This is a genomic window from Halomonas faecis (assembly GCF_010993975.1).
Classification (GTDB): Bacteria; Pseudomonadota; Gammaproteobacteria; order Pseudomonadales; family Halomonadaceae; genus Halomonas; species Halomonas faecis.
The window spans coordinates 22,055-47,959 of sequence record NZ_JAACZO010000057.1; the positions used below are offsets into that span (position 1 = coordinate 22,055).

A 25,905-nucleotide genomic window follows, 5' to 3' on the forward strand; every position below is an offset into this window, starting at 1 on the left:
TTACCCCTCGGGAGGCGCCGCGCTCACAGCGAAGGCAGCCCCTGAGTGGTCGACTGGCTCGCCATGACGAAGTTCGGGGCGGGGCGGCCCAGATAGTAACCCTGGCCGTAGTCGATACCCAGCTCGCGCACCGCCTCGAACACCGCTTCGTCTTCGATGAATTCGGCAATGGTGCTCACCCCCAGGCTGCGGGCCAGGGTGACGATGCTCTTGACGAAGGCCATGTACTTGTCATCCGTGATCATGTTGCGGATGAACTCGCCCTCGATCTTGATCACGTCGATGGGGAACTGCTTGAGATAGCGGAAAGAGGAAAACCCCGAGCCGAAGTCGTCGATGGCGAAGCTGAAACCCTCCAGCTTGAGATCGAGCACGAACTTCTCGAGCAGCTTGAGGTTGCTGACGGTTTCGCGTTCGGTGAGCTCGAAGACGATGCGCTCGGGGCGAATGCCGTAGTCGATCGCCAACTGATGGATGCGACCGATGAACTCGCCGACGATCAACGACTTGGGTGACAGGTTGATGAACAACATCCCTTCGTAGCCCTGTTCCTGCACCTGGGCGAAGGCCTTCTCGATGAGCTGATAGTCCATCTTGTGGATGACGCCGATGCTCTCGGCGATGTCGATGAACTCCCCGGCCGGCACGACGCGATCACCCACCTGGATGCGCATGAGCAGCTCGTGGATGGCCACCTCGCCGGTGCGCGCATCGGCGATGGGCTGGAAGAAGGGCACGATGCGCTCCTCCTCCAGCGCGCTGAGCACCATCTGGTTCTTCTCGCCCACCTCGCGAAAGATCGCCGCCACTTCGTCGTCGTCGGGCAGGGCGATGCAGTTCTTTCCCTTGCGCTTGGCCTTGTACATCATGTTGTCGGCCATCAGGAACAGATCGTGGGCGTCGCTGGCATGGCGCGGGTAGGCGGCGATGCCGATGGAGGTGGTGGCACGCACGGAGGAGCCATCCGGGGCCACCAATACCTGCTCGGCAAAATTCTGTGCGATGCGCAGCGCCACCGAGTAGGCCTGCCCCTCGCCGGTTTCGGGCAGAATGATGGCGAATTCGTCGCCGCCATAGCGGGCCAGGAAGTCGCCAGGACGTACCGACTCGGTCAGCGTATGGGCAAAAGCCTGCAGAAACTGGTCGCCGAAGGCGTGCCCGTAACGGTCGTTGACGGTCTTGAAGTTGTCCATGTCCATCATCAGTAGACTGAACGAATAACCGTGGCGATGGGCTCGACCCACTTCGTAGCCGAGCAGGTCCTTGAACACGCGCTGGTTGTGCAGCGCGGTGAGCGGATCTCGGGTGGCGTAGAACTCCAGATCCTTGGTGTACTTGTAGATCGCCTTCACCGAGCCGACGAGGTTGAGCAGCGTGGAGAGAATGCCGTCGATGACGATATGGCGCAGCGGGTCCTGCGAGAGGTCGGACTGCACGCCGATGCCCACGATGCCGCCGATCTTGGGCGCCTCGAGCAGCAGCGACTTGGTCTGCAGGCGAATGTCCTCGGGGGTGATCTCCATCGCCGCCTCGATGTCGGCGTCGGCCGGGTAGACGGCATGGTGCAACACCTTGAGCACCTGTACGTCGGTATGCCCTTCCGCCTTGCCTTCGAGCAACTCGATCAGCATGCCCTCGAAGGCGTGACGCATCTCCGCCGACACTTCGTGGTGCCAGAACACCTCCAGCTCGTAGCCTTCCTCCTCCACCTGGAAGATCGTCACCAGGGTGTGGGCGGTGATGATGGTGTTGATGTCGCTGAGCAGTTCCTTGATGAACTCGCGCCAGTCGCGCACCACGTCGGAAGTGATGATGAACTTGCTGAGCAGGCGAATCTCGAACTCCAGCACGTCCTTGTCCACCGCCACGTTCTTGAGCCGCCCGGCCAGCGCGTTGACCTGCTCGTAGGCATCGCTCAGCTCTCGGAAGTGCGTATCGGCCGGCATCAGCTCGAGCTGGCGGAAATCGGCAACGGAATTCACCGTGGCCAGCCGCTGGCGAAATCCCTCCATCGAGGCGCGGATACGCCCGGCGAACCAGCCCGTGAAGGCCAGCGCGGCAAGCAGCACCAGCAGCGACGCCACCACGAACATGGCGATGTAGTTCTGGCGCATCTCGCCGCTGATCGGCGACATGTCGTGGCGGATGTCGATGACGCCGAGCACGTCGCCGGTGGCGGCATTGTCGTGGCAGCTCAAGCACTCGGGCGTCGTCACCAGCGGCATGACGCGGCGCACCTCGCCGTTCTCGCGGTAGACGCGCTCCTGCCCGGATTGCAGGGCGGCGCGAATGGCGATGTCCGGATCCGACTGATCGATCTCGCCGTAGCGCTCGGAGACGCGCTCGCCACGATGAATGTCGAACTGGAAGGAGGAGCCGGCATGCAGCTCGCGGGTGGACGAGACGAAATCCTCCATCTGCTCGCGGCTCCAGCCCTGGCGCATCACCTGCAGCATGGCATTGAAGCTCTGACGAGCCAGGGTTTCGGAGGTCTGCTCAGCCTGGCGGGCGATGATGTCTTCATAGAGCAGCGTGGCCGCCAGAGTCACGCCGAGAAAGACCGTCACGGCCACCGACAGAATGGCGGCCAGCACGAACCCTCTAAGGGTCCGCAGGCTCGCCAGTAGATTGCGCACGAAGGTCGACATGGGGCATCCGCAGCAGGGAACGGGGCTATCACTAACCGCTGAACCGCTACCCTACTGGAGCTCCCTCATCGGCTGAATTGACCAAAGGTAACTCGGCAAGCGAAACCGCCAAGAAACTGATCTGGATCAAGTCAAGGCCAAGACCGGCCCCCGGTCATCCCTCTTCGTCGTCGGCAAGCTCGCGACCGAAAGCGCGCCACTGGGCGAGCGTCATGACCTCGGTGGTCTCGGTCTGCAGATCATGGGCGATGATCAGCTCGCCGCGCTCCAACTGACGCTTGAGCTCCCTCACCCAACCGGGCATGCCCGCGCCGGTATCGGTCGTATCGTAGCCTTGGCGGGTGACGAACCCCTCGAGCAGCGCATCCAGGGTGTCGCCCGGCAGCATTCGGTAGGGCACCTCCACGAAACGGCCATCGCTCATTGCACCTCCTCGGCGTTTTCCCAGGCTTCCAGGCGCGCCAGAAAGGTCGCCTCATCGATCACTTCGACTCCCAACTGCTCGGCCTTGGTCAGCTTGCTGCCGGCGGCCTCGCCCGCCACCAAGCAGGCGGTCTTCTTCGAGACGCTGCCGGACACCTTGGCGCCCAGCGCCTGTAGGCGCGCCTTGCCCGCGTCGCGGGTCATGCTCTCCAGCGTGCCGGTGAGCACCCAGGTCTGGCCGGCCAGCGGTTGGGGGCGTTCGGCGACGACCGTCTCCTCCCAGGTCACGCCTTGGGCGACCAGGTCATCGACGGTCTCGCGGTTGTGGGGCTGACGGAAGAAAGTATGCACGTGAGCGGCCACCACCGGCCCTACGTCTTCCACGGCCTCCAGCGACTCGACATCGGCATTCATCAGCGCCTCCAGAGTGCCGAAGTGGCGCGCCAGGTTGGCGGCGGTGGCCTCGCCGACCTCGCGGATGCCCAAGGCGAAGATGAAGCGCGGCAAGGTGGTGCCTTTGGCCTTCTCCAGCGCCGCCACCAGGTTGTCGGAGGACTTCTTCGCCATGCGCGGCAGTTCGGCGAGGCGCTCGGCCTCGAGGCGGAACAAATCGGCGGGCGTACGCACCCAGTCGCGCTCGACGAGGACATCGAGCAGCTTTTCGCCCAGGCCGTCGATGTCCATGGCGCGTCGCGAGGCGAAATGCTTGAGCGCCTCCTTGCGCTGGGCCGGGCAGTAGAGCCCCCCCGAACAGCGCGCCACGGCCTCGCCTTCCAGCCGTTCGATCTGCGATTCGCACACCGGACAGCGTTCGGGAAAGACGATCTCTCTGGCGTCATCCGGGCGATACTCTTCCAGCACGCGTACCACCTGGGGAATGACGTCGCCGGCACGCCGAATGGCCACGGTATCGCCGATCATCACGCCGAGCCGAGCGATCTCGTCGGCGTTGTGCAGGGTGGCGTTGGAAACCGTGACGCCGGCCACGGAAACCGGCTCGAGGCGTGCCACCGGAGTGATGGCGCCGGTGCGCCCGACCTGGAACTCCACGTCGTTGAGCCGCGTCGTTTCCTCCTGAGCGGGAAACTTGTAGGCGATGGCCCAGCGCGGCGCCCGGGCGACGAAACCCAGCTCGCGCTGCAGGCGCAGGTCGTCGACCTTGATCACCACGCCGTCGATGTCGTAGCCGAGGTCGTCACGCGTCTCGCCCAGGCGACGACAGTAGTCGATCACACCGGCCGTGCCCGTCACCACCGCGAGTTCACTGCTGGTGCGAAAGCCCCACTCCCGCAGCAAGGCCATCCGTCCGCTGTGAGTGGGAGTCTCGATATTGGCGAGACTCATCGTCTCTTGCACCAACTGATAGGCGGTGAACATCAGGGGGCGCTTGTCGGTGATGCGCGGGTCGAGCTGGCGCAGGCTGCCGGCGGCGGCATTGCGCGGATTGGCGAACACCTTGCCGCCCTCTTCCCGGGCCTTGTCGTTCATGGCCTCGAAATCGGCGTGGCGCATGGTGACCTCGCCACGGACTTCCAGCCGATCGGGCCACTCCTTGCCACGCAGCTTCAATGGGATCGACTTCAGGGTCTTGAGGTTGGAGGTGATGCCCTCGCCGGTGTGGCCGTCACCCCGGGTGGCGCCGCTGACCAGCCTGCCGTGCTCGTAGACCAGCGATACCGCGGCGCCGTCGAGCTTGGGCTCGCAGCAGAAGTCGAGTCGCTCACCGTCGGTCTCGAGACGGTCGCCGATGCGCTTGACGAAGGCCTCGATCTCCGTCTCGTCGAAGGCGTTGTCCAGCGACAGCATGGGCACGGCATGCCGGACCTCGGGAAAACCCTCGGCAGGCGCGGCACCCACCCGTTGGGTAGGGGAGTCGGGCGTCGCCAGGTCGGGATGCTCGGCTTCGATCTCTTGAAGCCGGCGCAGCTTGCGATCGTAGTCGGCGTCGGTGAGGCGCGGCTCATCGAGCACGTAATAGCGGTAGTTGGCATCGTCGAGTTCGGCGCGCAGTTGCACCGCCTCGTCGTGAATCGTCGGATCGGCCTGGGTCATGGAATTCCGTGTCTCGTCTACGACAAGGGCCTCGAAGCTCGAAGCTCGAAGCTCGAAGCTCGAAGCTCGAAGCTCGAAGCTCGAAGCCAGCATGATCGCCTAGCTTACCAAAGCAACGACCCCCGTGGGGCTACCACGGGGGTCGTCTTCCAGCTCAACGCGTCGAGTTTGCCGCTTACGGCTAATTCACCTGGCGGCGATTGAGGCGATGGCGCCGCTCGAACTCCTGCACGCGCTGGCGAGCAAAGCCGACCGTCTGGGCGGTCATCACGCTGTGGTTTTCGTCCTTCAGCTCGCCGCCCAGGTGGCGCACGATCACCATCGCCGTCTCGACCATAGCCTCGAAGGCGGCAGCGGTATCCACGGCACCCGGCAGCGGCATCAGCAGCGTAATGCCCGGCGTGGTGAAGTCGTCCATGCTCTCGATGGGGAAGGTACCCGGCTTGAGCACATTGACCATGGAGAACTGCAGCTGGCTGTCGTCATCCTCGGTCTCGAAGCGATGGAAGATGCCCATCTCGCTGCTGTAACGCAGTCCGCAGGCGAGCATCAGGTCGAGTAACGCCGCTCCCGCGAAGCCTTCCGCGTCGCGCGACATGACGCTGATGACGATCACTTCATCGGCATGACTGAGGGCATTGCGCGCGCGCTCGGCGCTGACGTCGTGGCGCAAGGCCTTCTCCAGGGTAGGATGCGTGCGTACCACGTCATCCTCGGTTACCGCGTCGCGACTGGCAGCGGGTGTCAGCTCATCCGCCGTTTCCCGACGCGACGGGGTGAACAGCGGATCGTAGGCATCGTCAGTGCGGCCAGCGGACGGCCGTGCCTCTTCAGCCTGGCGGCGACAGGCGGCGACGGCTTCCCGCTCGGCCTGGGCTTTGCGATCGGCCCGGGCTGCGGCCTCCCGCTCCTCGGCGAGGCGAGCTTTCTCTTCGCGCGCTTCACGCTTGCGTTCGCGCCGCTTGACCAGGCGACTCTGCACGGAAGCACCGAAACGCTGCATGGAAGCTCCCATGCGCCGCGAACCGCTCTTGAGCGAATCGCCGACGCCTTCCAGATCGACGAGGCGATAGCGCTCGTCCTCGTCGCGGCCGGCATCGTCATGGTCCGCAACGTCGGCATTCAAAGGCGCGGAGCGCGACGGCTCGCCATCCTCCAATCCCGCACCGTCCAGCGCGGAAAGCGTCGGCTCGCGGCGACCTGGCACCGAGTCCGCTGCGCCATCCTCTTTCGCTCGAGACTCGGCGGTCGCAGAAACGTCGTGCCCGCCTCGGGCGGCGCTCGACGTCGCGTCATCGCCCTGGAGCTCAGGCGCGGCCTCTGCGGACTCCGCCGTTTCGGGCCGCGCGGCGGCTTCACCGCCATCGTCCACGGGGGCATCCGGCGTAGCGGAGCCGGGCTTCGCCACGCCGCGATCTGCGCCACGATGGACTGGCGAGGACGACGCCTCAGCAGTAGTGGGCGGTGTCTCCGGAGAAGCCGAAACGCCTGAATCGGCAGACTGATCGACCTGCTTCGCCCGGTTCGGGAATTGTTCGGCAGCCGCCGACCGCCACCCCGCGAGCACGCGCGAAGGCCCGGGATGCTCCTGGCGCTGCAGTTTCGGCTTGGGCTTGACCGTGGAATTGCTGGCCGGAGTGACCACACGTGCCCCGCCGTTGGGAAGCTCCCAGTTGCTGTCCTCCTCGGTATCCGGCGCCGTGCCGTTACCGGGGCTCGTTGCCTCGCCCGCCTGATCCAGGCGGGGCACACGGCGCTGGCGTTTCAAGCGACGCACCCCATCGACCACGATGAGTGTCACCAGCGCCAGCCCCAGAATGATCAGCCATTCTCTTAGTTCCATGGGTCGTCTTGCCTATCGCTAGGGCGCCATGCCGGATGGATGTTCGTCACTAGCATAGCGCGATTGCCAAAAAAAAGGCCACTTTTTTTGTTTGTCAAGCCCCGGCATTCTCGCCTGAGAGTCCAATCGACCCTGCGCCTTTCCCTGTTTCATCGGACGGCTGACGTCCGATGCACCCTAAGTCATCTCTTCTGATATCGCGAATGGCCCGTCGTTGCAAGCCCGCTCACACTTCGGCAAGTGCCGCCGCTTCTTCGACGCCAACTGAGACCAGCCGGGACACTCCCGGTTCCTGCATGGTCACACCCATCAATCTTTCGGCCGCCTCCATGGCGATCTTGTTGTGGGTAATGTAGATGAACTGCACGTTTTCGGACATCTCCTTAACCAGCTTGGCATAGCGCGAGACATTGGCATCATCCAGCGGCGCATCGACTTCATCGAGCATGCAGAACGGCGCGGGATTGAGCTGGAAAATGGCGAACACGAGCGACAGGGCAGTCAGCGCCTTTTCTCCCCCAGAGAGCAGATGAATGGTGCTGTTCTTCTTGCCGGGGGGGCGTGCCATGATGGCGACACCGGTATCTAGCAAATCCTCCCCGGTCAGCGTCAACCATGCGGTTCCCCCGCCGAAGACTCGCGGAAAAAGCGACTGCAGACCGGCATTGACCCGCTCGAAGGTGTCACGAAACCGCGTGCGGGTTTCCTGGTCGATGCGCCGGATGGCCTTCTCGAGGGTTTCCAGCGCTTCGCCGAGCTCGGCCTGTTGTGCCTCCAGATAGTCGCGCCTTTCGGCCTGCTGCTCGTACTCTTCGATGGCCGCCAGGTTGATGGCCCCCAGCCGGCGGATGCGCTCACCGACCTCCTCGAGGCGGCTCTGCCAGGCGGACTCGGTGGCGTCGGGATCCAGCGTTGCGGTGAGTGAAGCGGCATCGAGGCCCAACTCGGCAAGCTGCTCGTCCTGGCTCTCGGCCTTGAGCGAGAGCGCCTGAACCTGCATGCGGGATTCCTGCAGCCCCTCCCGAATCTCCTGGAGCCGACGCTCGTGACCCTGCCGGGCCTGCTCATCCTCACGCAACCGGTCGGCCAGTTCGGCAGCACGGGCGCGCGTCTCGTTGAGGCGTCGCTCGTCGTCTTCGCGGCGTACCAGCAGTTCTTCGAGACGCTCGCGCTGCTCTTCGTCCGGCTCGCGCAGCGCTTCCAGGCTTTCGCGCAGCTCGTCGCAGCGCAGCTCCAGCCGCTCACGCGTCTCCCCTGCCCGCGCCTGCTGCTGCGCCAACCCCGCTCGTTCGGTGGTCAAGCGTTCATGTTCCAGTGCCAGCTGCTGGGCGCGCTCGCGCAGCGGGCGCTGCCGGGCGTGCAATGCCGCCACTCGTTCGCGGGCACGGTCGCGCGCCCGTTCCAGTGATTCGCGCTCCTCTGCCTGCGCTTCCAGATGCGTCATGGCTTGCTGCCAGCGCTCACGGGCCTCTTCGATGGCCAGCCGAGTCTCCTCGCCACTCTCCCTGAGCCCAGCCAGTTCCTCGTCGAGCTCCGCCGCACGTCCTTCCAGGTGCTCGAGGCGACTGGCGAGGCCGCTGTCCTCGACGGCCAGTTGCTGCTGCTCGGCGGCCTGGCGACGTTCCGCCTCGCTGACGCTCTCGCGTTCGCGCTCGGCTTCGCTGGCGCGTCCGCGGGCGGTTTCCAGACGCGACGCCAGGTCGGCGTACTCGCTCTCCACGGCCTCGAGCTCGCTCACCACCGCATCACGTCGCCGACGGCTGACCAGCACGGCATCGGGGCCCTGGCCATTGCCGCGATGGCACGCCCAGTCGCGACCGAGCCACAGCCCATCGGGGGTGATCAGGCTTTCGCCGGGGGCGAGCGACGCTACGGTCTTCCAGGCGGCCTCGTCGTCCGCCACGCAGCGGATGGCGGCAAGCCAGGCACTGGCGGCCCCGGCGCCACGCACCTGGGCCGCCAGCGAGTCGGGTGGCACTGCATCGGGCGCCTGCGGGGCCACTACGCCAAACGGAGCTGGCGGCGCGACACTGGCTTCACGGAAGCTCGGCGGCTCGACCAGCCGCGCCTTGAGCCAGGGCGCCAGCACCCAGGATGCCGCCACTTCCCAGCCTGGCGTCACCTCGAGGCATTCGCCGAGCCGCGGCGCTGCGTCCAGCCCATGGGCGGCCAGGTGCTCATCGAGCGCTTCGTCGGCATCGCTGAGCGCTGCCTGGATGAGCGCATCCAGGGACGCCAGTTCCCCCGTGAGCGCGCTGCGGCGCTCACGCAGCGTTTCGCGTTGCTCCTCGAGAGATTCGGCCGCTTGGCGGGCGCTGTCGCGCTGGCCCTGCAACGCATCGCGGCGTTGGGCGAGCCGCTCCTGTTCCTGGGCCGCCGCGGCCAGCCGCTGGGCCAGCGCATCGCGTCGGGCGGTCAGTTCGGCGAGATCGGGTAGCTCTTGCTGCTGCTGATGACGCCGTCGAATGTCGGCCTCGACGCGTTCCAGGGAGGCTTCCTGCCCGCGCAGCCTATCCTGGCTGCGTTCCGCCTCGCGGCCGGCCTCGCGCCACCGTTCGTTGAAGGCGTCCCAGGCGGCATCCGCATCCTCGGCGGCCGGCTCGGCCTCTTCGAGCATGGCATCGAGCTCGGCGAGCTGCTCGGCGATCTCCTCCTGCTCGGGGACGAGGGTCTCGAGACGCTCGTCAAGGACGCCCATTCGCTCGACATCGCTTTCGCCCAGGCGCGCCAGATCGGCGAGCTCGCGCTGAGCGGCGTCGAGATCGCGGGCGAGCTGCGTCTCCCGCGAGCGGGCATGCTCGAGCCCCTGCTCGAGCCGGGCGATGGCCGTAGTGGTCTCGAAAAAGCGCGCCTGGCGGGCGTCCAGGGTTTCGGCCAGTCGGTCGTGTTCAGCACGGGCCTGCTCGAGACGCGTCTCGCACTGGCGCAGGGCCAGCACCTCACGCTCCACGGCCGTTTCCCGTTCGCCGACGCGGCGCTCCTCCTCGGCCTGGCTGGCACGCAGGGCACGCCCGCGCAGCAGCGCCAACTCGCCCTTGAGGCGGTGCTCCTCGGTCTTGAGGTCCTGATAGCGCCGCGCCGCTTCGGCCTGCCGACGCAGCCGCTCGAGCTGCTTGTCGAGCTCCTCGCGAATGTCCTCCAGGCGTTCGAGATTCTCGCGAGTGCGACGCATGCGGTTCTCGGTCTCGCGACGGCGCTCCTTGTATTTGGAGATGCCGGCGGCCTCCTCGAGGGTGGCGCGCAACTCCTCGGGGCGCGCCTCGATGAGCCGCGAGATCATGCCCTGGCCGATGATCGAGTAAGAGCGGGGGCCCAGGCCGGTCCCCAGGAAGAGGTCGGCGATGTCGCGCCGCCGACACTTCTGCCCGTTGAAGAAGTAGCTGGACTGGCCGTCGCGGGTGACCTGACGCTTGACGGCGATCTCGGCGTACTGGGCGTAGACGCCCCCCATGCTGCCGTCGCTGTTGTCGAAGCGCAGCTCGATGGCGGCCTGGCCCACCGGCTTACGCGCCGTGGAGCCGTTGAAGATGACGTCGCTCATCGATTCCCCGCGCAGGGTCTTGGCCGACGATTCGCCCATGACCCAGCGCACGGCATCGATGATGTTGGACTTGCCGCAGCCGTTGGGCCCGACGACGGCCGTCATGTTGCCGTCGAACGGGACCGTGACGGGATCGACGAAGGACTTGAAGCCAACCAGGCGGATCGAGGTCAGGCGCATGGTGTCTATTCGACGACGCGGTCGACCACGACCTCCACGGGTTCGCCATCCGTCTCGCCGACGGCGACGCCATCACGCCCGCCGAACATGTCGCCCGGTACGGGGCTGGCATCCCCGGTGGTGGTCACGCGAACCACGATGCGCACCTCATCGACCTCCGAGATGCTGGCCTGCTGGGACATGGCGCGGCTGTCGTCGAGCACCACCTCGGTGGGCAGATCGCCCAGCGTCAGCCGAGCCACCGCCAGGGGCGGTTTTTCGCCTTCCATGTCGCGCGCCACGACGAAGACCTGGGTATCGTCGTCGAGCTCCCCTTGCAGTTCCTCGGCCAGGGTCACGCGCAGATTCACGCCCGGGCCGGCGGCCACCGGCTCCCGCTCCTCGGGTGCCACGCCAAGGCGCTGCTGGGCCGCCCGGATGCCCTCGCGCAGCGCATCGGCGCTGTCGGGGTCGTTCATGCCGGCAATGGCGCGGCGCCATTGATCGATGGCCTTTTCGTAATCCCCCTCATCGAAGGCGACGACGCCCAGCATGCCCAGCGTCGTCGGCTCGCTGGAATCGCGCTCGAGAATCTCGTCGACCAGCGCCTGCACTTCGTCGGTCAGGGTACGATCGGCCATGAAAAACTGCAGCTGCGCCTTCTGGGCCAGCAGCGACGGCTGGCGACCCTCGAGGCGAATCAAGTGATCGATGGCCTCCAATGCCGCTTCGCCCTGTCCGGAATCGCGGTAGATCGGAAACAGCGAGGACCACACATTGGGGTTGTCGGGCTGGCGCTCGGCCTGCGCCTCCAGGCGTTCGACCAGGGCCGGCAGGGAGTCGCTCTCCTGGTAGGCGGCATACAGCGCCAGATCGCCCTCGGCTCCGTTGTGGTAGTACCAGGCGACGCTGCCCACCACCAGGGCCAGAGCGATCACCGGTACGGCCAGGCGGCCGGCACGGGGCCCGTGCAGCGGCCGCCGCTGCAGGCCCTCGGTATCCTCCAGCAGGCTGCGCTCGAGTTCCAGGCGGTCTTCATCGAAGCGCGGCTGGTCGATCTCGCCACGCTCCAGTGCCGCTTCCAGCGAGGCCAGGCGGCGACGGTAGATGGCCACGTTCTGCTCGGCAGCACGGTCGCCGGCCTCGAAGTCACGCTGAGCGGCGTGCAGCGCGGAAGCGCGGCGCAATGGCGACACCAGCAGCCACAGGGCGGGAAGCAGCAGAATGGCAAAGGCTAACCACATCGGGGTCATGACTCTCTCCCGCGGTTGATCAACGAATCGAGGCGGGCGCGTTCTTCGTCACTGAGTTCACGCGCCGAGGCATTGCGCCGAGCGCGCACGACCCATGCCACCAGAACGCCACCCAGGACGACCAGCCCGGCGGGCAGACCCCACAGCAGGTAGGTGCGCCCTTCCAAGCGCGGGTTGTAAAGCACGTAGTCACCGAAGCGCTCGACCAGGTGGCTGCGGATCTCCATGTCGGAGCGACCGTCCTGAAGCATTTCGTAGACGCGATCGCGCATGTCACCCGACACTGGCGCGTTGGAGTCGTCGATCGCCTGATTCTGGCAAGTCGGACAGCGCAGCGAAGCGGTGAGGCTCTTGTAGCGCTCCTCTTTCACCGGGTCGTCGAATTCGCGCACCTCGATGCTGTCCGCGAGCCCGGCACCGGCGGTCAAAAGCAGGGCCAAGGCAAAGATCAAGAGTCGGATCACTGCCATTTTTCCACCTCCGGCAGAATGGTGTCACGCAGATCGCCCGGTGAGATGTACCCCGTATGGTGATAGCGGATCACCCCTTCGGCATCGACCAGGAAGGACTCCGGTGCCCCGTAGACGCCCAGCTCGAAAGCCAGCTCGCCGTCGGGGTCGAACACATTGACGACGAAGGGATCGCCGAACTCGTCGAGAAAACCGAGCCCTTTCTCGCGCGTATCCTTCCAGTTGACGCCGACCAGACGCACGCCGCGTTCGGCCAGGTCGAGCAATTGCGGCATCTCGCGCTTGCACTCGGGGCACCATTCCCCCCAAACGTTGACCAGAGTCAGCTCTCCGGTTATCAGCGACTCGTCCACCGTGCGGCCCGGATCCTCGAGGGTGCTCAGCTCGAAGGCGGGAAAGGCGCGCGCGTCCTGCACCAGTTGCGATTCGCGGTGGAAGGGGTTGAGCCCGAGCCCCAGGTACAGGAACAGCATCAGCACCAGGAAACCCAACAAGGGCAGCATCAGCAGCAGGCGACGTTTCATGCTGGGGCCTCTCCTGCCGCACGAACCTCGACGGCCTTCTCAGGGTCTTTCGCCGTCGCCAAGCGGCGATAGCGGCGGTCGGCCACGGCCAAGGTGCCGCCTGCGGCCATCAGCAGAGCCCCCAACCACAGCCAGCGCACGAAGGGCTTGTACTGCACGCGCATGGCCCAGCTGCCGTCGCCCAGGTCCTCGCCCATGGCCAGGTAAAGGTCACGGAAGAGCCCCGGACGCAGTGCCACCTGGCTCATCGGCATGCCGCGAGCGATGTAGGTGCGCTTTTCGGGATTCATGGTGAAGCTGCGGCGGCTGTCGCCGCGGCGGACCTCGAACTCGGCCCCGTCGCCGATGTAGTTCGGCCCGCGTCGGCTGGTCAACCCCTTCATGGTGAAGGTGTAGCCCGCCACGCTGACGCTATCGCCCGGCGCCATGCGCACATTGCGCTCGATGGCGAAATTGGAGACCACGGCAACGCCGACGATGGTCACCGCCAGGCCCAGGTGGCCCAGCACCATGCCCCAGTAGGCGAGCGATAGCTTCTTGAGACCGGCCAGCCGAGTGGGTGCATGGCGCGTCTTGTCGAACAGGTCGCGCACCAGCGGCAGCACGATCCACAGCGCCGTGACCAGGCCCAAGGCCACCCAGACGTTCCACTCGCCGCCGATGATGAAGGGCATCACGGCCGCAATGGCCACCGCCGCAACGCCGGCCAGCCACAGCCGCTTGAGCAGTTCGCGTCCGTCCATGCGCTTCCAGCGCGACACCGGCCCGAGCCCCATGAAGATGCTCATGATCACCGTCAACGGCACGAACAGGGCGTTGAAGTAGGGAGGGCCCACGCTGATCTTGCCCAGGTTCAGGGCATCCAGTAGCAGCGGATAGACGGTGCCCATCAGTACGGTGATCGTCATGATCACCAGCAGGATGTTGTTGATCAGCAACAGGGCATCGCGCGACAGCCAGTTGAAGCCGACCCGGTGACTGACCCGCGGTGCACGGAGCGCGAAGATCAGCAGCGACAGGCCCACGGTGATGCCCAGCAGCACCAGGATGAAGAAACCGCGCGAGGGGTCGTTGGCAAAGGCGTGCACCGAGGTGAGCACGCCGGAGCGCACCAGGAAGGTGCCCAGCAGCGACAGCGAGAAGGTGAAGATCGCCAGCAGTACGGTCCAGCTCTTGAAGGAGCCGCGCTTTTCGGTCACTGCCAGGGAGTGCATCAGTGCCGTACCGGTCAGCCATGGCAGCAGCGAGGCGTTCTCCACCGGATCCCAGAACCACCAGCCGCCCCAGCCGAGCTCGTAATACGCCCACCAGCTGCCCAGCGCGATGCCGACGGTCAAGAAGGCCCATGCCAGGTTGGTCCAGGGGCGTGCCCAGCGCGTCCAGGCCGCATCCAGACGCCCCCCCAGCAAGGCGGCAATGGCAAAGGCGAAGACCACCGAGAAGCCCACGTAGCCCATGTAGAGCATCGGCGGATGCAGGATCAGGCCAATGTCCTGGAGCAGCGGATTGAGATCCGCACCGTCGCTCGGTGCATTGGGCAACAGCCGATCGAAGGGGTTGGAAGTGACCAGCACGAAGGCCAGAAAGCCCAAACCCACCAAGCCCATCACGCCGAGCACTCGCGCCACCATGTCGCGGGGCAGCTCCCGGGAGAAGCGTGCCGCCATGTAGCTCCAACCGGCCAGCATCAGGCTCCACAGCAGCACCGAGCCCTCATGGTTGCCCCACACGGCACTCAGCTTGTAGTACCAGGGCAGCATGGAGTTGGAGTTGTTGGCCACGTTGGCGACGGTGAAGTCGTCGAACAGGTAGCTGGCAGTGAGGCACAGGTAAGCGACCACCACGAACAGGAGCTGGCCGGCCGCCATAGGTCGGGCGTAGGCCATCCACAGCGGCCGGCGCAGTGCAGCACCGGCCAGAGGCATCACCGCCTGTACGGCCGCCATCAGCATGGCGATGACCAAGGCGAAGTGACCGATTTCGGGAATCATCTGGATCAGCATGGTCGCTCCGGCGGGTTAGCTCTCGTCACTCTTCGCGGAATTGCTCTCGGAACCTTCGGTCTTGAAGTCGGCCGGCGAGTAGCCGGCATCCTCCAGGGCCTCGGCCACCTCCGGGGGCATGTAATTCTCATCGTGGCGCGCCAGCACCTGGTCGGCGCGGAATTCGCCGCTGGGCTGCAGCTGGCCGACCACCACCACGCCCTGCCCCTCGCGGAACAGGTCCGGCAGGATGCCACTGTAGCGGACTTCCAGGTCTTCGACGTAGTCCGTCACCACGAACTCCACGTCCAAGCTGTCGGGGTTGCGGTGTACGGTGCCTTCCTTGACCATGCCGCCGGCGCGTATCTGGCGTTCGAATGGCGCATCGCCCGCGGCGATTTGAATGGGGCTGAAGAACAGGTTGATGTTAGCGCGCAGGGCATACAGCGTCAGCCCCACGGCGACGGCAGCCAGGGACACCAGCCCCAGGATGATGGTCAGTTTACGCTTGCGTTTCGGAGTCATTGGTAGGCCCACCCCCGTCATGTTGAATCGTTGCCGCAGCGCCGGCTCCGTCCCGACGACGCTCGCGGCGCACCTGGCGCGCCAGGTTGCGTAGTGTGCGACGGTGCTCGACACGGGCGTGCAGCCCACTGCCCGCCAGCAAAGCCAGCGTCACCGCCCAGGCAGCCCAGACATAGGGCGCGTGGCCCCCCATGGCGAGAAACGCCTGGAAACTCTCGAATGCCATCAGCTCGTTTCTCCCGCCAGTTCGCGCACCCAGCGCTTGTTGGCCTCGCGCCGCAGAATCTCGCTGCGTGTGCGCAGCAGGGTCACGGCGATGAAGAAGCAGTAGAAGCCCACCACCATGATCAGCAGCGGCAGCCACATCTCCGTGGGCATGGCCGGACGCTCGGTGAGGGTAAAGGAGGCGGGCTGGTGCAGGGTGTACCACCAGTCCACCGAATACTTGATGATCGGGATGTTGATCACCCCCACCATGGCCAGCACCGAGGCGGCCCGGGAGGCGCTGTCGCGGCTGGCGAAGGCGCCACGCAGGGCGATGACGCCCAGATAGAGGAACAGCAGAATCAGCATCGAGGTCAGCCGGGCATCCCACATCCACCAGGTTCCCCAGGTCGGCACGCCCCATACCGCGCCGGAGAACAGCGAGATGAAGGTCATGGCGGCCCCCAGAGGCGCCATCATGGCAGCCGCCATGTCGGCGATCTTGATCTTCCACACCATGAAGATCACGCCCGCCACGGCCATGGTGACGAAAATCGACTGCGCCAGGAACGCAGACGGCACGTGCACGTAGATGATGCGGAAGCTGTTGCCCTGCTGATAGTCCGCCGGGGCGAAGGCCAGCCCCCAAACGGAACCCACCGCGATCAGCGCCAGCGCTACCGTCCAGAACCAGGGCTGCAGCCGCTGGCTGATGCCGTAGAACCACTTGGGAGACCCCAGCTTATGAATGAAGGCCCACATGCCTCGTTCACCCCTCAACCGTTGATACTGATGCGCAGCGATGCCGCTATCGCCCATGGCGCGAAAATCAGTGCCACTGCCAGCAAGGCACCGAGGATCGCCAGATGCGCCGAGACCCCATCGCCGACGATGGCAGCCTGAACGGCGCCGGCGCCGAAAATCAGCACCGGAATGTAGAGTGGCAGCACCAGCAGCGAGAGCAGCACGCCGCCACGTGACAGGCCCACGGTCAGCGCTGCACCGATGGCGCCGATCAGACTCAGACTCGCCGACCCCAGCGCCAGCGACACAGCCAGCACCGCATAGCTGCCCGCCGGCAGCGCCAGCATGATGCCCAATACGGGGGCCATGAGTGCCAGCGGCAGGCCGGTGAGCAGCCAGTGCACGGTTACCTTGGCCAGGCTCAGCAGCGCCAGTGGCTGGGGCGTGAGCAGCAGCTGTTCCAGAGAGCCGTCGTCGTAGTCGGCCCGGAACAGGCTATCCAGCGACAACAGCGCCGCCAGCAGCGCGGCCACCCACAGCAGCCCCGGCGCAATGGTTGCCAGTAGCTCGGGGTCGGGTGAGATACCGATGGGAAACAGGGTGATGACGATGGCGAAAAAGACCAACGGATTCATCACCTCGCTGCGCCGCCGCAGCAACAGTACGAGATCGCGCTTCAGCGTGGCCCCGAATGCGACACTCAGGCTGCCCTGGGGTTCCGTACCCAGGGTGTACGTCTCGGTCGCCATGCGTTCAGTGACCGCCATCGCCGCCTCCCGCCCCCAGACGTATACGCCGCAGTTCGGCGCAGGGCGTCAGTTCATGGTGAGTAGTCACCAGCACGCAACCTCCCTGACGGGCATGATTCACTAGGCGTCGCTCCAGCGCATGCACTCCATCCCGATCGATGGCCGTGAAAGGTTCGTCGAGCACCCACAGCGGGCGCGGGGTGAGCAACAGGCGAGCCAACGCCACCCGGCGCTGCTGACCCGCAGAGAGCTGCCCGGCCGGCACGTCCTCGAACCCGACGAGCCCGATCGACTCCAGGGCTGTCATGCGTGACGATTCGTCGCGGGTCTGTCCGGCCAAGGCCTGGTACCAGGCGAGGTTCTCGAGCGGAGTGAGCGCTGCCTTGACGCCGGGAGCATGCCCCAGGTAGAGCAGGCTCGAGAGGAAAGCCTCGCGTGCCTGGCGCATGGGCCGCTCGCCCCAGAACAAGTCGCCTTCGTAGTCGGCGAGCTGCCCGGAGAGAATCTTCAGCAGGGTCGTCTTGCCGCTACCGTTGGGTCCCTCCACGCGAACGATCTCGCCGGCCTGGATATCGAGATCGAGGCCGCGAAACAGCCAGCGGTCGTCCCGTTCGCAGGCCAGGTTGCGCGCTTGAAGACGCAGGCTCAAGGCACTCTCCAGGAATGGCAAAATTCGCTGGCAACTCTACACGGAAAGGCCTTTCTCGACTAGTCGACCGGCCGCTTCCCGGACGCTCCCTTGCTGCAGGTCAAGGTGCGTTGAATGGCAGGGAACTTGCCAGTTGGAGCGCGACTGATATAGTGCTCATTACCTGTACATTTCAACAGGCCCACAAGGGGGAGCGTCACATGCCCGAGGTCACTGCCCGCTACCTACACCGCCGACCCAACTTTCCGCTGGCCCAGTCCTGGACCGAACTCGCCGTCGCCCCGCACGAGCTGGTCGATGTCCCGCTGCTGGGCGACGTCGCCGCCGGCCTGCCCATCGAGGCCTGCGCTACCCAGGACAGCGTCCAGGCACCGGCCAGCATGGTGCGCCGCAACACCTATGCGCTGCGTGTGCGCGGCGACTCGATGATCGACTGCAACATCTTCGACGGCGACGTCATCATCATCGAACGCCAGGAAAGCGCCGAGAACGGAGAAACCGCCGTCGTGCTCATCAACCAGCAGGAAGTCACCCTCAAGACGCTCTACATCGAGCGTTCGGGCGTGCGCTTGCAGCCCGCCAACGACGCCATGCCTCCCATCTACCTGAAGAACAGCGACATCCAGGTGCTGGGCATGGTGATGGGCGTGGTGCGACGCACGGCAACGACGCACTGATGCGCTATCCGGTTCCCGACCTGCCGACCGGGGAGTGGCACGCCAGCGAGCTGGAGGTCGAGAAGAGCCGCTTCCTCGCCTGGATCTGCCACGCTCCCCAAACCGCGGCCTTCGACGCCTTGTTGGCCGACGCGCGGCGCATACACCCCAACGCCAGCCACCATTGTAGCGCCTACATCGCCGGTCCTCCCGGCGAGCAGACGGCCATCGGTTTCTCCGACGACGGCGAACCCGGCGGCACAGCGGGCCGCCCCATGTTCCAGGTTCTGGAAGGTGCCGGGCTTGGCCAGGTCGGCTGCGTAGTGATTCGCTATTTCGGGGGTACCAAGCTCGGCACCGGAGGGCTGGCACGCGCCTACGCCCAGGCCGTCGGCCGGGCGCTGGAGACCCTGCCATGCCGCGAGTGGGTCGAGCGCACCGCTCTCGACCTGGAGGTCGACTTCGCCAGCGAGGCCGAGGCGCGCGCCTGGCTGGACCGGCAGGCGGTGCCGATCGAGGCTGCCGACTACACCGCCGAGGGGGTACGACTCACCGTCGGCTGGCCCAGCGATGTCGAGGTCGACCTGACCCCGCTGGCCTCCCGGCTACGCGGCAGGCTCGTCGTCAGCCCAGATACTTGATCATTACCCCGGCGGCCACCGCCGAGCCCACCACGCCGGCCACGTTGGGCCCCATGGCATGCATCAGCAGGAAGTTGTGAGGGTTGGACTCGAGCCCCACCTTGTTGGCCACCCGTGCTGCCATGGGCACCGCCGACACCCCGGCAGCCCCGATCAGCGGATTGATGGGCATCCGGCTCACCACGTTCATCAACTTGGCCATCAGCACGCCCGCGGCGGTGCCGATGCCGAAGGCAACGATGCCCAGCCCCAGGATGCCCAGCGTCTCGATGGCCAGGAAGCTCTCGGCCATCAGCTTGGAGCCCACCGCCAGCCCCAGCACGATGGTGACGATATTGATCAGGGCGTTCTGGGCAGTGTCGGAGAGCCGTTCGACCACGCCGCATTCGCGCATCAGGTTGCCGAAGCAGAACATCCCCAGCAGCGGTGCGGCATCGGGCAGGAACAGCGCCACCAGCATCAGCACCAGTAGCGGAAAGACGACCTTCTCCAGCTTGGAGACCGGGCGCAGCTGGGTCATGGCGATCTCGCGCTCGCGCCGTGAGGTCAGCAAGCGCATGATCGGCGGCTGAATCAGCGGCACCAGGGCCATGTAAGCGTATGCCGCCACGGCGATGGCCCCCAGCAGCTCCGGGGCCAGCACGCTCGACACGTAGATCGAGGTGGGACCGTCGGCACCGCCGATGATGCCGATGGCGGCCGCCTGATTGAGCGAGAAGTCCATCCAGCCCATTGTCGTCATCCCCACCGCACCGAACAGGGTGGCGAAGATGCCGAACTGCGCCGCGGCCCCCAGGAACAGGGTGCGTGGGTTGGCCAGCAGCGGGCCGAAGTCGGTCATCGCCCCCACGCCCATGAAGATCAGCAACGGGGCGATGCCCGAGGCGATGGCCACGGAATAGAAGCTGTAAAGCAGGCCGTTGCCGTAGCCGACGTTGACTGCCACGTCGCGGGCGGCGCGCAGCTCATTCGGCGAGGCGCCGTCATGGGCCACGACCTTGAGCGTCTCGCGCCACGCCTCGACAGAGACCAGTGGGTCGAGCGTAACGCCCAGCGCCGAGGCGATCTGGCTGAGCACCGCTGGCCGTGCCACCTCGATGGCCTGATCCAGCGCCGAGATGGCGAGCCCTGCCTCGGGAATGTTGGCCAGGATGCCACCGAAGCCGATGGGCACCAGCAGCAGCGGCTCGAACTTCTTGGCGATGGCCAGGTAGAGCAGCACCAGGCCGACCACGATCATGACCGCCTGGCCGGCGGTCAGATTGTAGAGGCCCGAGCCCTCCCACAGGGTGAGTAGCTTGTCCATGGCAGCCCCTTAGAGTGCGATCAACACGTCACCGACGGAGACACTGTCGCCTTCGCTGACCTTGACGGCAGAGACGGTGCCGGCGCTGGCGGCGCGCACTTCGGTCTCCATCTTCATGGCTTCGAGGATGATCACCACGTCACCCTCCTTGACCGCATCGCCCTCACGCACGTTGACCTTGAAGATATTGCCCGCCAACGGCGCCGTGATGGTCTCGCCCGTGGCGGCCGCAGCACCTGTCTTCGGCGCCTCGGCTGGCTGCTGTGCCTGCACCTGGCCAATCTCGCCGCCTTCGGCGACCTCCACCACATAGGCCTTGCCGTTGACCGTGACGGTGTAGGTCTCGCGGCCACCGGTCGTCGACTCGCCCTGGGTAGCCGGCGACTGAGTGCCGGCCTCATCCTTCTGCGCAGACACCGGCACGTTGGCGCCGGCATCGGGAACCTGGGGCGCCGGTTCGAAGGCATCGGGATCGTCGCGGTTCCTGAGAAACTTGAGACCGATCTGCGGAAAGAGTGCATACGTCAACACATCGTCGATCTCGCGCTCCCCCTCGGCCAGGCGAATGCCTTCCGCCTGGGCCTTGTGCTTGAGCTCGGCAGCGAGCGTGTCCATCTCGGGCTCGAGCCGATCGGCGGGACGACCGGTGATCGGCTCGCCGCCCTCCAGCACGCGGTTCTGAAGTTCCTTGTTGAAGGGGGCCGGCGCCGCGCCGTACTCGCCCTTGAGCAGCGCCTGCACCTCCTTGGAGATCGACTTGTAGCGCTCCCCCATCATCACGTTCATCACCGCCTGGGTACCGACGATCTGTGACGTGGGCGTGACCAGCGGAATGTAGCCCAGATCCTCGCGCACCCGCGGGATCTCGGCCAGCACGTCATCGAGCTTGTCACCGGCACCCTGCTCCTTGAGCTGGCCTTCCATGTTGGTGAGCATGCCGCCCGGCACCTGGGCCACGAGGATGCGCGAATCGATGCCCTTCAGCGACCCCTCGAAGGCCGCGTACTTCTTGCGCACCTCGCGGAAGTAGGCGGCGATATCCTCGAGCAGCTCGAGGTCGAGGCCGGTATCGCGCTCGGTGCCCTTGAGAATGGCCACCACCGATTCGGTGGGGCTATGGCCATAGGTCATTGACATCGACGAGATGGCGGTATCGACGTTGTCGATGCCGGCTTCCACGGCCTTGAGGTAGGTCGCCGTGGAGAGCCCGGTGGTGGCGTGGCACTGCATGTGGATGGGAATATCCAGCGCCTTCTTGAGGCGACCGATCAGCTCGAAGGCATCATAAGGGGTGAGCAGGCCGGCCATGTCCTTGATGGCCAGCGAGTCGGCCCCCATCTCGGCAATGCTCTTGCCCAGGTCGACCCAGCCGTCGAGGGTGTGCACCGGGCTCACGGTGTAGGAAAGCGTGCCCTGGGCGTGACCATCGACGTTACGCACTGCCTGGATGGCGCGCTCGAGGTTGCGTGGGTCGTTCATGGCATCGAAGACGCGGAAGATGTCCACGCCGTTGACCTTGGCCCGCTCGACGAAGCGGTCCACCACATCGTCGGCATAGTGACGATAGCCCAGCAGGTTCTGGCCGCGCAGCAGCATCTGCTGCGGGGTATTGGGCATCGCCTCCTTGAGAGCGCGGATGCGTTCCCAGGGGTCCTCGCCGAGGTAGCGGATGCAGGCATCGAAGGTGGCGCCGCCCCAGGACTCCAACGACCAGAACCCCACCCGGTCGAGCTTTTCGGCGATGGGCAGCATGTCCTCGAGACGCAGGCGGGTGGCGAACAGCGACTGGTGGGCATCGCGCAGCACCACATCGGTGATGCCGAGCGGGCGTTTGGTCTCACTCATGATGATGACCCCTTGAAGTGACGTGTTGTGATGTCGTTATGTCTCAGCGACGATGACGGCGATAGCGATGCACGGCCGCGCCGATCACGGCCATCAACTCGGCATCGTCGGCATGGGTGGGGGGGGTGCCTGCAGGGTTGCGGGGGGCTTCGGCAGGAGCGGGCTTGGGACCGAAGCGGCGCAGGATCAGCGACATCAGCGTCGTGAGCACCACCAGGACGGTAAGAAAAACAAAAACGAAGCCCATCCCGACTCCCATGAGGGCCAGCCCATCCTGCAACAGCTGCATATCCTGCATGCGGTTTCTCCACTAAACTGCCCGATTTGGAGGCCATCAGTAGCCATCAGGCGGACAGTGCCAAAAATTCGGCCATCTAAACTGCCACACTGACGAGAGATTGCAAGCGCGCCATGGTGGAAGACACCGTTGTTGGTTTACTACAAAATCGTGGGCGACTCGGCCTGGCTCCCATGGAGGGCGTCATTGATGCCGCGACCCGCCACCTGCTGACCCGCTCTCCCGGCTTCGACTGGACCGTCACGGAATTCATCCGGGTCGTCGATGCCCGCCTGCCACCGCGGGTCTTTCACCGCCACTGCCCGGAACTGATCGGCGAAGGCGTCACCACGCCCAGCGGCGTGCCGGTACACCTCCAACTGCTGGGCTCCGAGCCCGAAGCGCTAGCGGCCAACGCCCGCCAGGCACTGCATCTCGGGGCCACCAGTCTCGATCTCAATTTCGGCTGCCCAGCCAAAACCGTCAATCGACACGACGGTGGCGCATCGCTGCTGCGCGACCCTCGCCGCGTCGAACGCGTCGTGGCAGCCGTCGCCAGCGCCGTTGGCGACAACATCCCCGTCACCGCCAAGATCCGCCTGGGCTTCGCCGACCGCCGCCTGGCGCTGACCTGCGCCCGGGCCGTCGAACGCGGCGGTGCCAGCCAACTCGTCGTGCACGCCCGCACCCGTCAGGAGGGCTACCGGCCGCCGGCCCACTGGGAATGGATCGGACGCATTCGTCAGCGGCTGCGCATCCCCGTGGTGGCCAACGGCGACATCTGGACGCTGGAGGACTACTGGAAGGCGCGCACGCTCTCGGGCTGCCGCGACGTGATGCTCGGCCGTGGCGCCCTGGCCGACCCCTGGCTGGCTCGACGCATTCGTCACTGGCAGCTCACCGGCGAGCGGCTACCCATGACTCCCTGGTCGGCGCGCGCCGAGATTCTCGTCGCATTTGCTGCAGAGCAGCATAGCACACTTCCGCCGCGCGCCGTGACGTCGCTGATCAAGCAGTGGCTCAACCACATGCGCTACCGCGACACCGAGGCCGCACGCCGGTTCGCCACGCTCAAACGCTGCAACTCGCTCGACGACCTGCTGCGAGGGTTGCAGGCACCCACCGTCGAGGCACTGCCGGCAGCCAACCATGCCGACACTCACTCGACGCTCGATGAGGCTCTGACCTAGCAGCCAAAAAAAGAGGCGCACATCGCATGGCGACGGCGCCTCAAACGATCGCAGAACCGGCACGCGAGCGTGCGCCGGTTCGGCCAGCACGAAACAGAAGACCCGCCCTCGTTGGAGGGCGGGTCGCAATCTGGCACGCCCGGGAGGATTCGAACCTCCGACCACCTGATTCGTAGTCAGGTACTCTATCCAGCTGAGCTACGGGCGCATAGCGCGGCAAAGCCGCTTGTTACAGGCGTGACGACGCGCCCTTTCGCACCGTGCGGTAAGATGGCACGCCCGGGAGGATTCGAACCTCCGACCACCTGATTCGTAGTCAGGTACTCTATCCAGCTGAGCTACGGGCGCACACGTCACACGGCGTCGAAGTGGCGGAGAGGGAGGGATTCGAACCCTCGATGGGGCTACAAACCCCATACTCCCTTAGCAGGGGAGCGCCTTCAGCCACTCGGCCACCTCTCCCTCATCGACACGGCGCATATCCTATCGGGTCTGCACGACTTTGTCCAGGGCATTCAGGAATTTGATCGGCGCAGTCGCGCAACCCGACCCTGAACCTTCAGGAATCCGCACCGCCCTCCTCGTCGGTCTTTTCCCGCTGAATGCGCTGATAGATCTCCTCGCGATGCACGGCAACGTCCTTGGGGGCATTGACGCCGATACGAACCTGATTGCCCTTCACACCCAGGACGGTCACGGTGATGTCATCACCGATCATCAGGGTTTCACCGACGCGGCGGGTCAAGATGAGCATGACTGATCTCCTTCTCAGACGACTGGCAACGGGATGCGCGCCGCATGGGACGACGCTGTGTCTAGTATGTGACAGGTCGCCGTCGGGCTCCAACGACGCGCCCCATCACAACGTATGGAGGCGTTGAAGGGAAGCCAGCCGACGTTACCATCAGGGCTTCCCCACTAGCGTAGAAGGTTGCAGCGCTCCCGGATGCACTCATTCGCGTTCGATATCGCTCTTGTCGAGGCCGAACGCCTTGTGCAGCGCCTTGACCGCGAGCTCCATGTGCTTCTCGTCGATCACCACGGAGATCTTGATTTCGGACGTGGAAACCATGCGAATGTTGATGTTCTCTTCGGACAGCACGCGGAACATCTTGGAAGCCACGCCGGCATGAGAACGCATGCCAACGCCAACCAGCGACACCTTGGCGATGTTGTCGTCGCCCTTGACCACACCCTCGCCCAGATCGGGCAGCACCTGGTCCTCGAGAATCTTGAGGGTCTTCTTGTAGTCGCCCTTGGCCACGGTGAAGGTGAAGTCGGTGTAATCGCCGGCCGGCGCCACGTTCTGCACGATCATGTCGACTTCGATGTTGGCATCGGCGATCGGGCCCAGGATGCGCGATGCCACGCCCGGTACGTCCGGGGTGTTGAGCAGGGTGAACTTGGCTTCGTTGGCGGTGAAGGCGATACCGGAGATCAGCGGCTCTTCCATGGAATCCTCGTCTTTGTCGGAGTCAGCAACGATCAGGGTGCCGGGGCCGTCCTCGAAACTGGACAGCACGCGCAGCGGCACGTTGTATTTGCCGGCGAATTCGACGGCGCGAATCTGCAAAACCTTCGAGCCGAGGCTTGCCAGTTCCAGCATCTCCTCGACGGTGATGGTATCGAGACGCTGGGCCCGGGAGCAGACTCGCGGGTCGGTGGTGTAGACGCCGTCGACATCGGTGTAGATCTGGCACTCGTCGGCGCCCAGCGCCGCGGCCAATGCTACCCCGGTGGTGTCGGAGCCACCGCGGCCGAGGGTGGTGATGTTGCCCTCTTCGTCGACGCCCTGAAACCCGGCCACGACGACGACCTGGCCGTCATTCAGATCCTCGCGCATGTCCTCGGTCTCGATGCGCTGGATGCGTGCTTTGGTGTGCGCGCTGTCGGTGAGGATGCCCACCTGGGAGCCCGTGTACGAGGTGGCCGCCACGCCCAGCTTGTGCAGCGCCAGGGCCAGCAACGAAATGGTGACCTGCTCCCCGGTGGAAACCAGCATGTCCATTTCGCGCGGGGTCGGCTCGTCGTTGATCTCGTTGGCCATGCCGATCAAGCGGTTGGTTTCGCCGCTCATGGCCGACACCACGACGACCACCTGGTGGCCCTGATCGCGGAAGCCCTTGACCTTCTCGGCTACCGCCTTGATGCGCTCCACCGAGCCCACCGACGTGCCGCCGAATTTCTGTACGTATAGTGCCATCTACGGTTTCCCTCGCTTGTC

The 25,905-nt window shown here is 65.5% G+C and carries 22 protein-coding genes and 3 tRNA genes; 3 read left to right on the top strand and 22 right to left on the bottom strand.

Features of this window, described 5'->3' with window-relative positions; genetic code table 11:
- Positions 1–23: 23 nt before the first annotated feature.
- The 14 genes from GFD32_RS17085 to ccmA form a co-directional block, all read right to left on the bottom strand.
- Positions 24–2,648 carry a putative bifunctional diguanylate cyclase/phosphodiesterase gene (locus GFD32_RS17085; RefSeq protein ID WP_163577792.1) on the bottom strand — a complete coding sequence of 875 codons (2,625 nt, stop codon included), beginning with the start codon at positions 2,646–2,648 and terminating at the stop codon, positions 24–26.
- A gap of 154 nt (positions 2,649–2,802) precedes the next feature.
- On the bottom strand, positions 2,803–3,072 hold the full coding sequence (locus GFD32_RS17090) for a YheU family protein (RefSeq protein ID WP_163577793.1): 270 nt from the start codon (positions 3,070–3,072) through the stop codon (positions 2,803–2,805).
- A complete protein-coding gene (ligA, locus tag GFD32_RS17095; RefSeq protein ID WP_163577794.1) occupies positions 3,069–5,123 on the bottom strand; it encodes an NAD-dependent DNA ligase LigA in 2,055 nt (684 codons plus the stop codon). Before ligA ends, GFD32_RS17090 begins: the two co-directional genes overlap by 4 nt.
- A 181-nt stretch (positions 5,124–5,304) precedes the next feature.
- Entirely contained in the window at positions 5,305–6,966 is a 1,662-nt protein-coding gene (zipA, locus tag GFD32_RS17100; protein ID WP_163577795.1) for a cell division protein ZipA, read from the bottom strand.
- 226 nt (positions 6,967–7,192) lie between these two features.
- The gene (gene smc, locus GFD32_RS17105) at positions 7,193–10,687 is read right to left on the bottom strand and encodes a chromosome segregation protein SMC (RefSeq protein ID WP_163577796.1); all 3,495 of its coding nucleotides are present in this window, start codon (positions 10,685–10,687) and stop codon (positions 7,193–7,195) included.
- Positions 10,688–10,692: 5 nt separating this feature from the next.
- Positions 10,693–11,919, bottom strand: a complete 1,227-nt coding sequence (ccmI, locus tag GFD32_RS17110) for a c-type cytochrome biogenesis protein CcmI (RefSeq protein ID WP_163577797.1) — start codon at positions 11,917–11,919, stop codon at positions 10,693–10,695.
- The gene (locus tag GFD32_RS17115; RefSeq protein WP_163577798.1) at positions 11,916–12,389 is read right to left on the bottom strand and encodes a cytochrome c-type biogenesis protein; all 474 of its coding nucleotides are present in this window, start codon (positions 12,387–12,389) and stop codon (positions 11,916–11,918) included. Before GFD32_RS17115 ends, ccmI begins: the two co-directional genes overlap by 4 nt.
- Positions 12,380–12,913 (bottom strand): DsbE family thiol:disulfide interchange protein, encoded by a 534-nt coding sequence (locus GFD32_RS17120; protein ID WP_163577799.1) that lies wholly within the window; start codon positions 12,911–12,913, stop codon positions 12,380–12,382. Before GFD32_RS17120 ends, GFD32_RS17115 begins: the two co-directional genes overlap by 10 nt.
- Positions 12,910–14,916, bottom strand: coding sequence for a heme lyase CcmF/NrfE family subunit (locus GFD32_RS17125; RefSeq protein WP_276208817.1), 2,007 nt, complete (start codon positions 14,914–14,916; stop codon positions 12,910–12,912). The genes GFD32_RS17120 and GFD32_RS17125 overlap by 4 nt, the downstream gene beginning before the upstream one ends.
- Positions 14,917–14,931: 15 nt before the next feature.
- Positions 14,932–15,420 (bottom strand): cytochrome c maturation protein CcmE, encoded by a 489-nt coding sequence (ccmE, locus tag GFD32_RS17130; RefSeq protein WP_163577800.1) that lies wholly within the window; start codon positions 15,418–15,420, stop codon positions 14,932–14,934.
- A complete protein-coding gene (ccmD, locus tag GFD32_RS17135) occupies positions 15,398–15,646 on the bottom strand; it encodes a heme exporter protein CcmD (RefSeq protein ID WP_163577801.1) in 249 nt (82 codons plus the stop codon). The genes ccmE and ccmD overlap by 23 nt, the downstream gene beginning before the upstream one ends.
- A complete protein-coding gene (locus tag GFD32_RS17140) occupies positions 15,646–16,386 on the bottom strand; it encodes a heme ABC transporter permease (RefSeq protein ID WP_163577802.1) in 741 nt (246 codons plus the stop codon). The genes ccmD and GFD32_RS17140 overlap by 1 nt, the downstream gene beginning before the upstream one ends.
- Before the next feature lie 14 nt (positions 16,387–16,400).
- Entirely contained in the window at positions 16,401–17,117 is a 717-nt protein-coding gene (ccmB, locus tag GFD32_RS17145; protein ID WP_205599160.1) for a heme exporter protein CcmB, read from the bottom strand.
- Positions 17,118–17,121: 4 nt separating this feature from the next.
- The gene (gene ccmA, locus GFD32_RS17150) at positions 17,122–17,766 is read right to left on the bottom strand and encodes a cytochrome c biogenesis heme-transporting ATPase CcmA (RefSeq protein ID WP_163577804.1); all 645 of its coding nucleotides are present in this window, start codon (positions 17,764–17,766) and stop codon (positions 17,122–17,124) included.
- Positions 17,767–17,966: 200 nt separating this feature from the next.
- Here ccmA and GFD32_RS17155 point away from each other — a divergent pair, with 200 nt between their 5' ends.
- Both GFD32_RS17155 and GFD32_RS17160 read left to right on the top strand, forming a co-directional pair.
- On the top strand, positions 17,967–18,443 hold the full coding sequence (locus tag GFD32_RS17155; RefSeq protein WP_163577805.1) for a LexA family protein: 477 nt from the start codon (positions 17,967–17,969) through the stop codon (positions 18,441–18,443).
- The gene (locus GFD32_RS17160) at positions 18,443–19,063 is read left to right on the top strand and encodes an IMPACT family protein (RefSeq protein WP_163577806.1); all 621 of its coding nucleotides are present in this window, start codon (positions 18,443–18,445) and stop codon (positions 19,061–19,063) included. Before GFD32_RS17155 ends, GFD32_RS17160 begins: the two co-directional genes overlap by 1 nt.
- On the opposite strand, the gene GFD32_RS17165 is transcribed toward GFD32_RS17160, so the two are convergent.
- From GFD32_RS17165 to GFD32_RS17175, 3 genes are read right to left on the bottom strand one after another with little or no spacing between them, the layout of a single operon-like run.
- Entirely contained in the window at positions 19,047–20,369 is a 1,323-nt protein-coding gene (locus GFD32_RS17165; RefSeq protein WP_163577807.1) for a sodium ion-translocating decarboxylase subunit beta, read from the bottom strand. The genes GFD32_RS17160 and GFD32_RS17165 overlap by 17 nt on opposite strands.
- 9 nt (positions 20,370–20,378) lie before the next feature.
- Positions 20,379–22,214 (bottom strand): sodium-extruding oxaloacetate decarboxylase subunit alpha, encoded by a 1,836-nt coding sequence (gene oadA / locus GFD32_RS17170; protein ID WP_163577808.1) that lies wholly within the window; start codon positions 22,212–22,214, stop codon positions 20,379–20,381.
- A gap of 43 nt (positions 22,215–22,257) precedes the next feature.
- The gene (locus GFD32_RS17175) at positions 22,258–22,512 is read right to left on the bottom strand and encodes an OadG family protein (RefSeq protein WP_163577809.1); all 255 of its coding nucleotides are present in this window, start codon (positions 22,510–22,512) and stop codon (positions 22,258–22,260) included.
- A gap of 173 nt (positions 22,513–22,685) precedes the next feature.
- Here GFD32_RS17175 and GFD32_RS17180 point away from each other — a divergent pair, with 173 nt between their 5' ends.
- A complete protein-coding gene (locus GFD32_RS17180; protein WP_163577810.1) occupies positions 22,686–23,681 on the top strand; it encodes a tRNA dihydrouridine synthase in 996 nt (331 codons plus the stop codon).
- Positions 23,682–23,812: 131 nt separating this feature from the next.
- On the opposite strand, the gene GFD32_RS17185 is transcribed toward GFD32_RS17180, so the two are convergent.
- The 5 genes from GFD32_RS17185 to GFD32_RS17205 all read right to left on the bottom strand — a co-directional run bounded on the left by GFD32_RS17185 (position 23,813) and on the right by GFD32_RS17205 (position 25,884).
- Positions 23,813–23,889 (bottom strand) — tRNA-Arg (locus GFD32_RS17185).
- A 63-nt stretch (positions 23,890–23,952) separates the two neighbouring features.
- Positions 23,953–24,029: transfer RNA gene (locus tag GFD32_RS17190), tRNA-Arg, on the bottom strand.
- Positions 24,030–24,050: 21 nt separating this feature from the next.
- A tRNA-Ser gene (locus GFD32_RS17195) sits at positions 24,051–24,143 on the bottom strand.
- A gap of 97 nt (positions 24,144–24,240) precedes the next feature.
- Positions 24,241–24,435, bottom strand: a complete 195-nt coding sequence (gene csrA, locus GFD32_RS17200) for a carbon storage regulator CsrA (protein WP_089683776.1) — start codon at positions 24,433–24,435, stop codon at positions 24,241–24,243.
- A gap of 198 nt (positions 24,436–24,633) precedes the next feature.
- Positions 24,634–25,884: an aspartate kinase gene (locus GFD32_RS17205; RefSeq protein ID WP_163577811.1), complete on the bottom strand. Its 1,251-nt coding sequence runs from the start codon at positions 25,882–25,884 to the stop codon at positions 24,634–24,636.
- Positions 25,885–25,905: the final 21 nt, after the last annotated feature.

What these genes read in the sequence shown, in the direction of transcription:
- GFD32_RS17120 (WP_163577799.1), bottom strand. Translation starts at nt 12,913, where the DNA reads ATGAAACGTCGCCTGCTGCTGATGCTGCCCTTGTTGGGTTTCCTGGTG.
- zipA (WP_163577795.1), bottom strand. Translation starts at nt 6,966, where the DNA reads ATGGAACTAAGAGAATGGCTGATCATTCTGGGGCTGGCGCTGGTGACA.
- csrA (WP_089683776.1), bottom strand. Translation starts at nt 24,435, where the DNA reads ATGCTCATCTTGACCCGCCGCGTCGGTGAAACCCTGATGATCGGTGAT.
- GFD32_RS17125 (WP_276208817.1), bottom strand. Translation starts at nt 14,916, where the DNA reads ATGCTGATCCAGATGATTCCCGAAATCGGTCACTTCGCCTTGGTCATC.
- ccmD (WP_163577801.1), bottom strand. Translation starts at nt 15,646, where the DNA reads ATGGCATTCGAGAGTTTCCAGGCGTTTCTCGCCATGGGGGGCCACGCG.
- ccmB (WP_205599160.1), bottom strand. Translation starts at nt 17,117, where the DNA reads ATGGCGACCGAGACGTACACCCTGGGTACGGAACCCCAGGGCAGCCTG.
- ligA (WP_163577794.1), bottom strand. Translation starts at nt 5,123, where the DNA reads ATGACCCAGGCCGATCCGACGATTCACGACGAGGCGGTGCAACTGCGC.
- GFD32_RS17205 (WP_163577811.1), bottom strand. Translation starts at nt 25,884, where the DNA reads ATGGCACTATACGTACAGAAATTCGGCGGCACGTCGGTGGGCTCGGTG.
- smc (WP_163577796.1), bottom strand. Translation starts at nt 10,687, where the DNA reads ATGCGCCTGACCTCGATCCGCCTGGTTGGCTTCAAGTCCTTCGTCGAT.
- GFD32_RS17090 (WP_163577793.1), bottom strand. Translation starts at nt 3,072, where the DNA reads ATGAGCGATGGCCGTTTCGTGGAGGTGCCCTACCGAATGCTGCCGGGC.
- GFD32_RS17165 (WP_163577807.1), bottom strand. Translation starts at nt 20,369, where the DNA reads ATGGACAAGCTACTCACCCTGTGGGAGGGCTCGGGCCTCTACAATCTG.
- GFD32_RS17115 (WP_163577798.1), bottom strand. Translation starts at nt 12,389, where the DNA reads ATGGCAGTGATCCGACTCTTGATCTTTGCCTTGGCCCTGCTTTTGACC.
- GFD32_RS17085 (WP_163577792.1), bottom strand. Translation starts at nt 2,648, where the DNA reads ATGTCGACCTTCGTGCGCAATCTACTGGCGAGCCTGCGGACCCTTAGA.
- ccmI (WP_163577797.1), bottom strand. Translation starts at nt 11,919, where the DNA reads ATGACCCCGATGTGGTTAGCCTTTGCCATTCTGCTGCTTCCCGCCCTG.
- GFD32_RS17160 (WP_163577806.1), top strand. Translation starts at nt 18,443, where the DNA reads ATGCGCTATCCGGTTCCCGACCTGCCGACCGGGGAGTGGCACGCCAGC.
- GFD32_RS17180 (WP_163577810.1), top strand. Translation starts at nt 22,686, where the DNA reads ATGGAGGGCGTCATTGATGCCGCGACCCGCCACCTGCTGACCCGCTCT.
- oadA (WP_163577808.1), bottom strand. Translation starts at nt 22,214, where the DNA reads ATGAGTGAGACCAAACGCCCGCTCGGCATCACCGATGTGGTGCTGCGC.
- GFD32_RS17175 (WP_163577809.1), bottom strand. Translation starts at nt 22,512, where the DNA reads ATGCAGGATATGCAGCTGTTGCAGGATGGGCTGGCCCTCATGGGAGTC.
- ccmE (WP_163577800.1), bottom strand. Translation starts at nt 15,420, where the DNA reads ATGACTCCGAAACGCAAGCGTAAACTGACCATCATCCTGGGGCTGGTG.
- GFD32_RS17140 (WP_163577802.1), bottom strand. Translation starts at nt 16,386, where the DNA reads ATGTGGGCCTTCATTCATAAGCTGGGGTCTCCCAAGTGGTTCTACGGC.
- GFD32_RS17155 (WP_163577805.1), top strand. Translation starts at nt 17,967, where the DNA reads ATGCCCGAGGTCACTGCCCGCTACCTACACCGCCGACCCAACTTTCCG.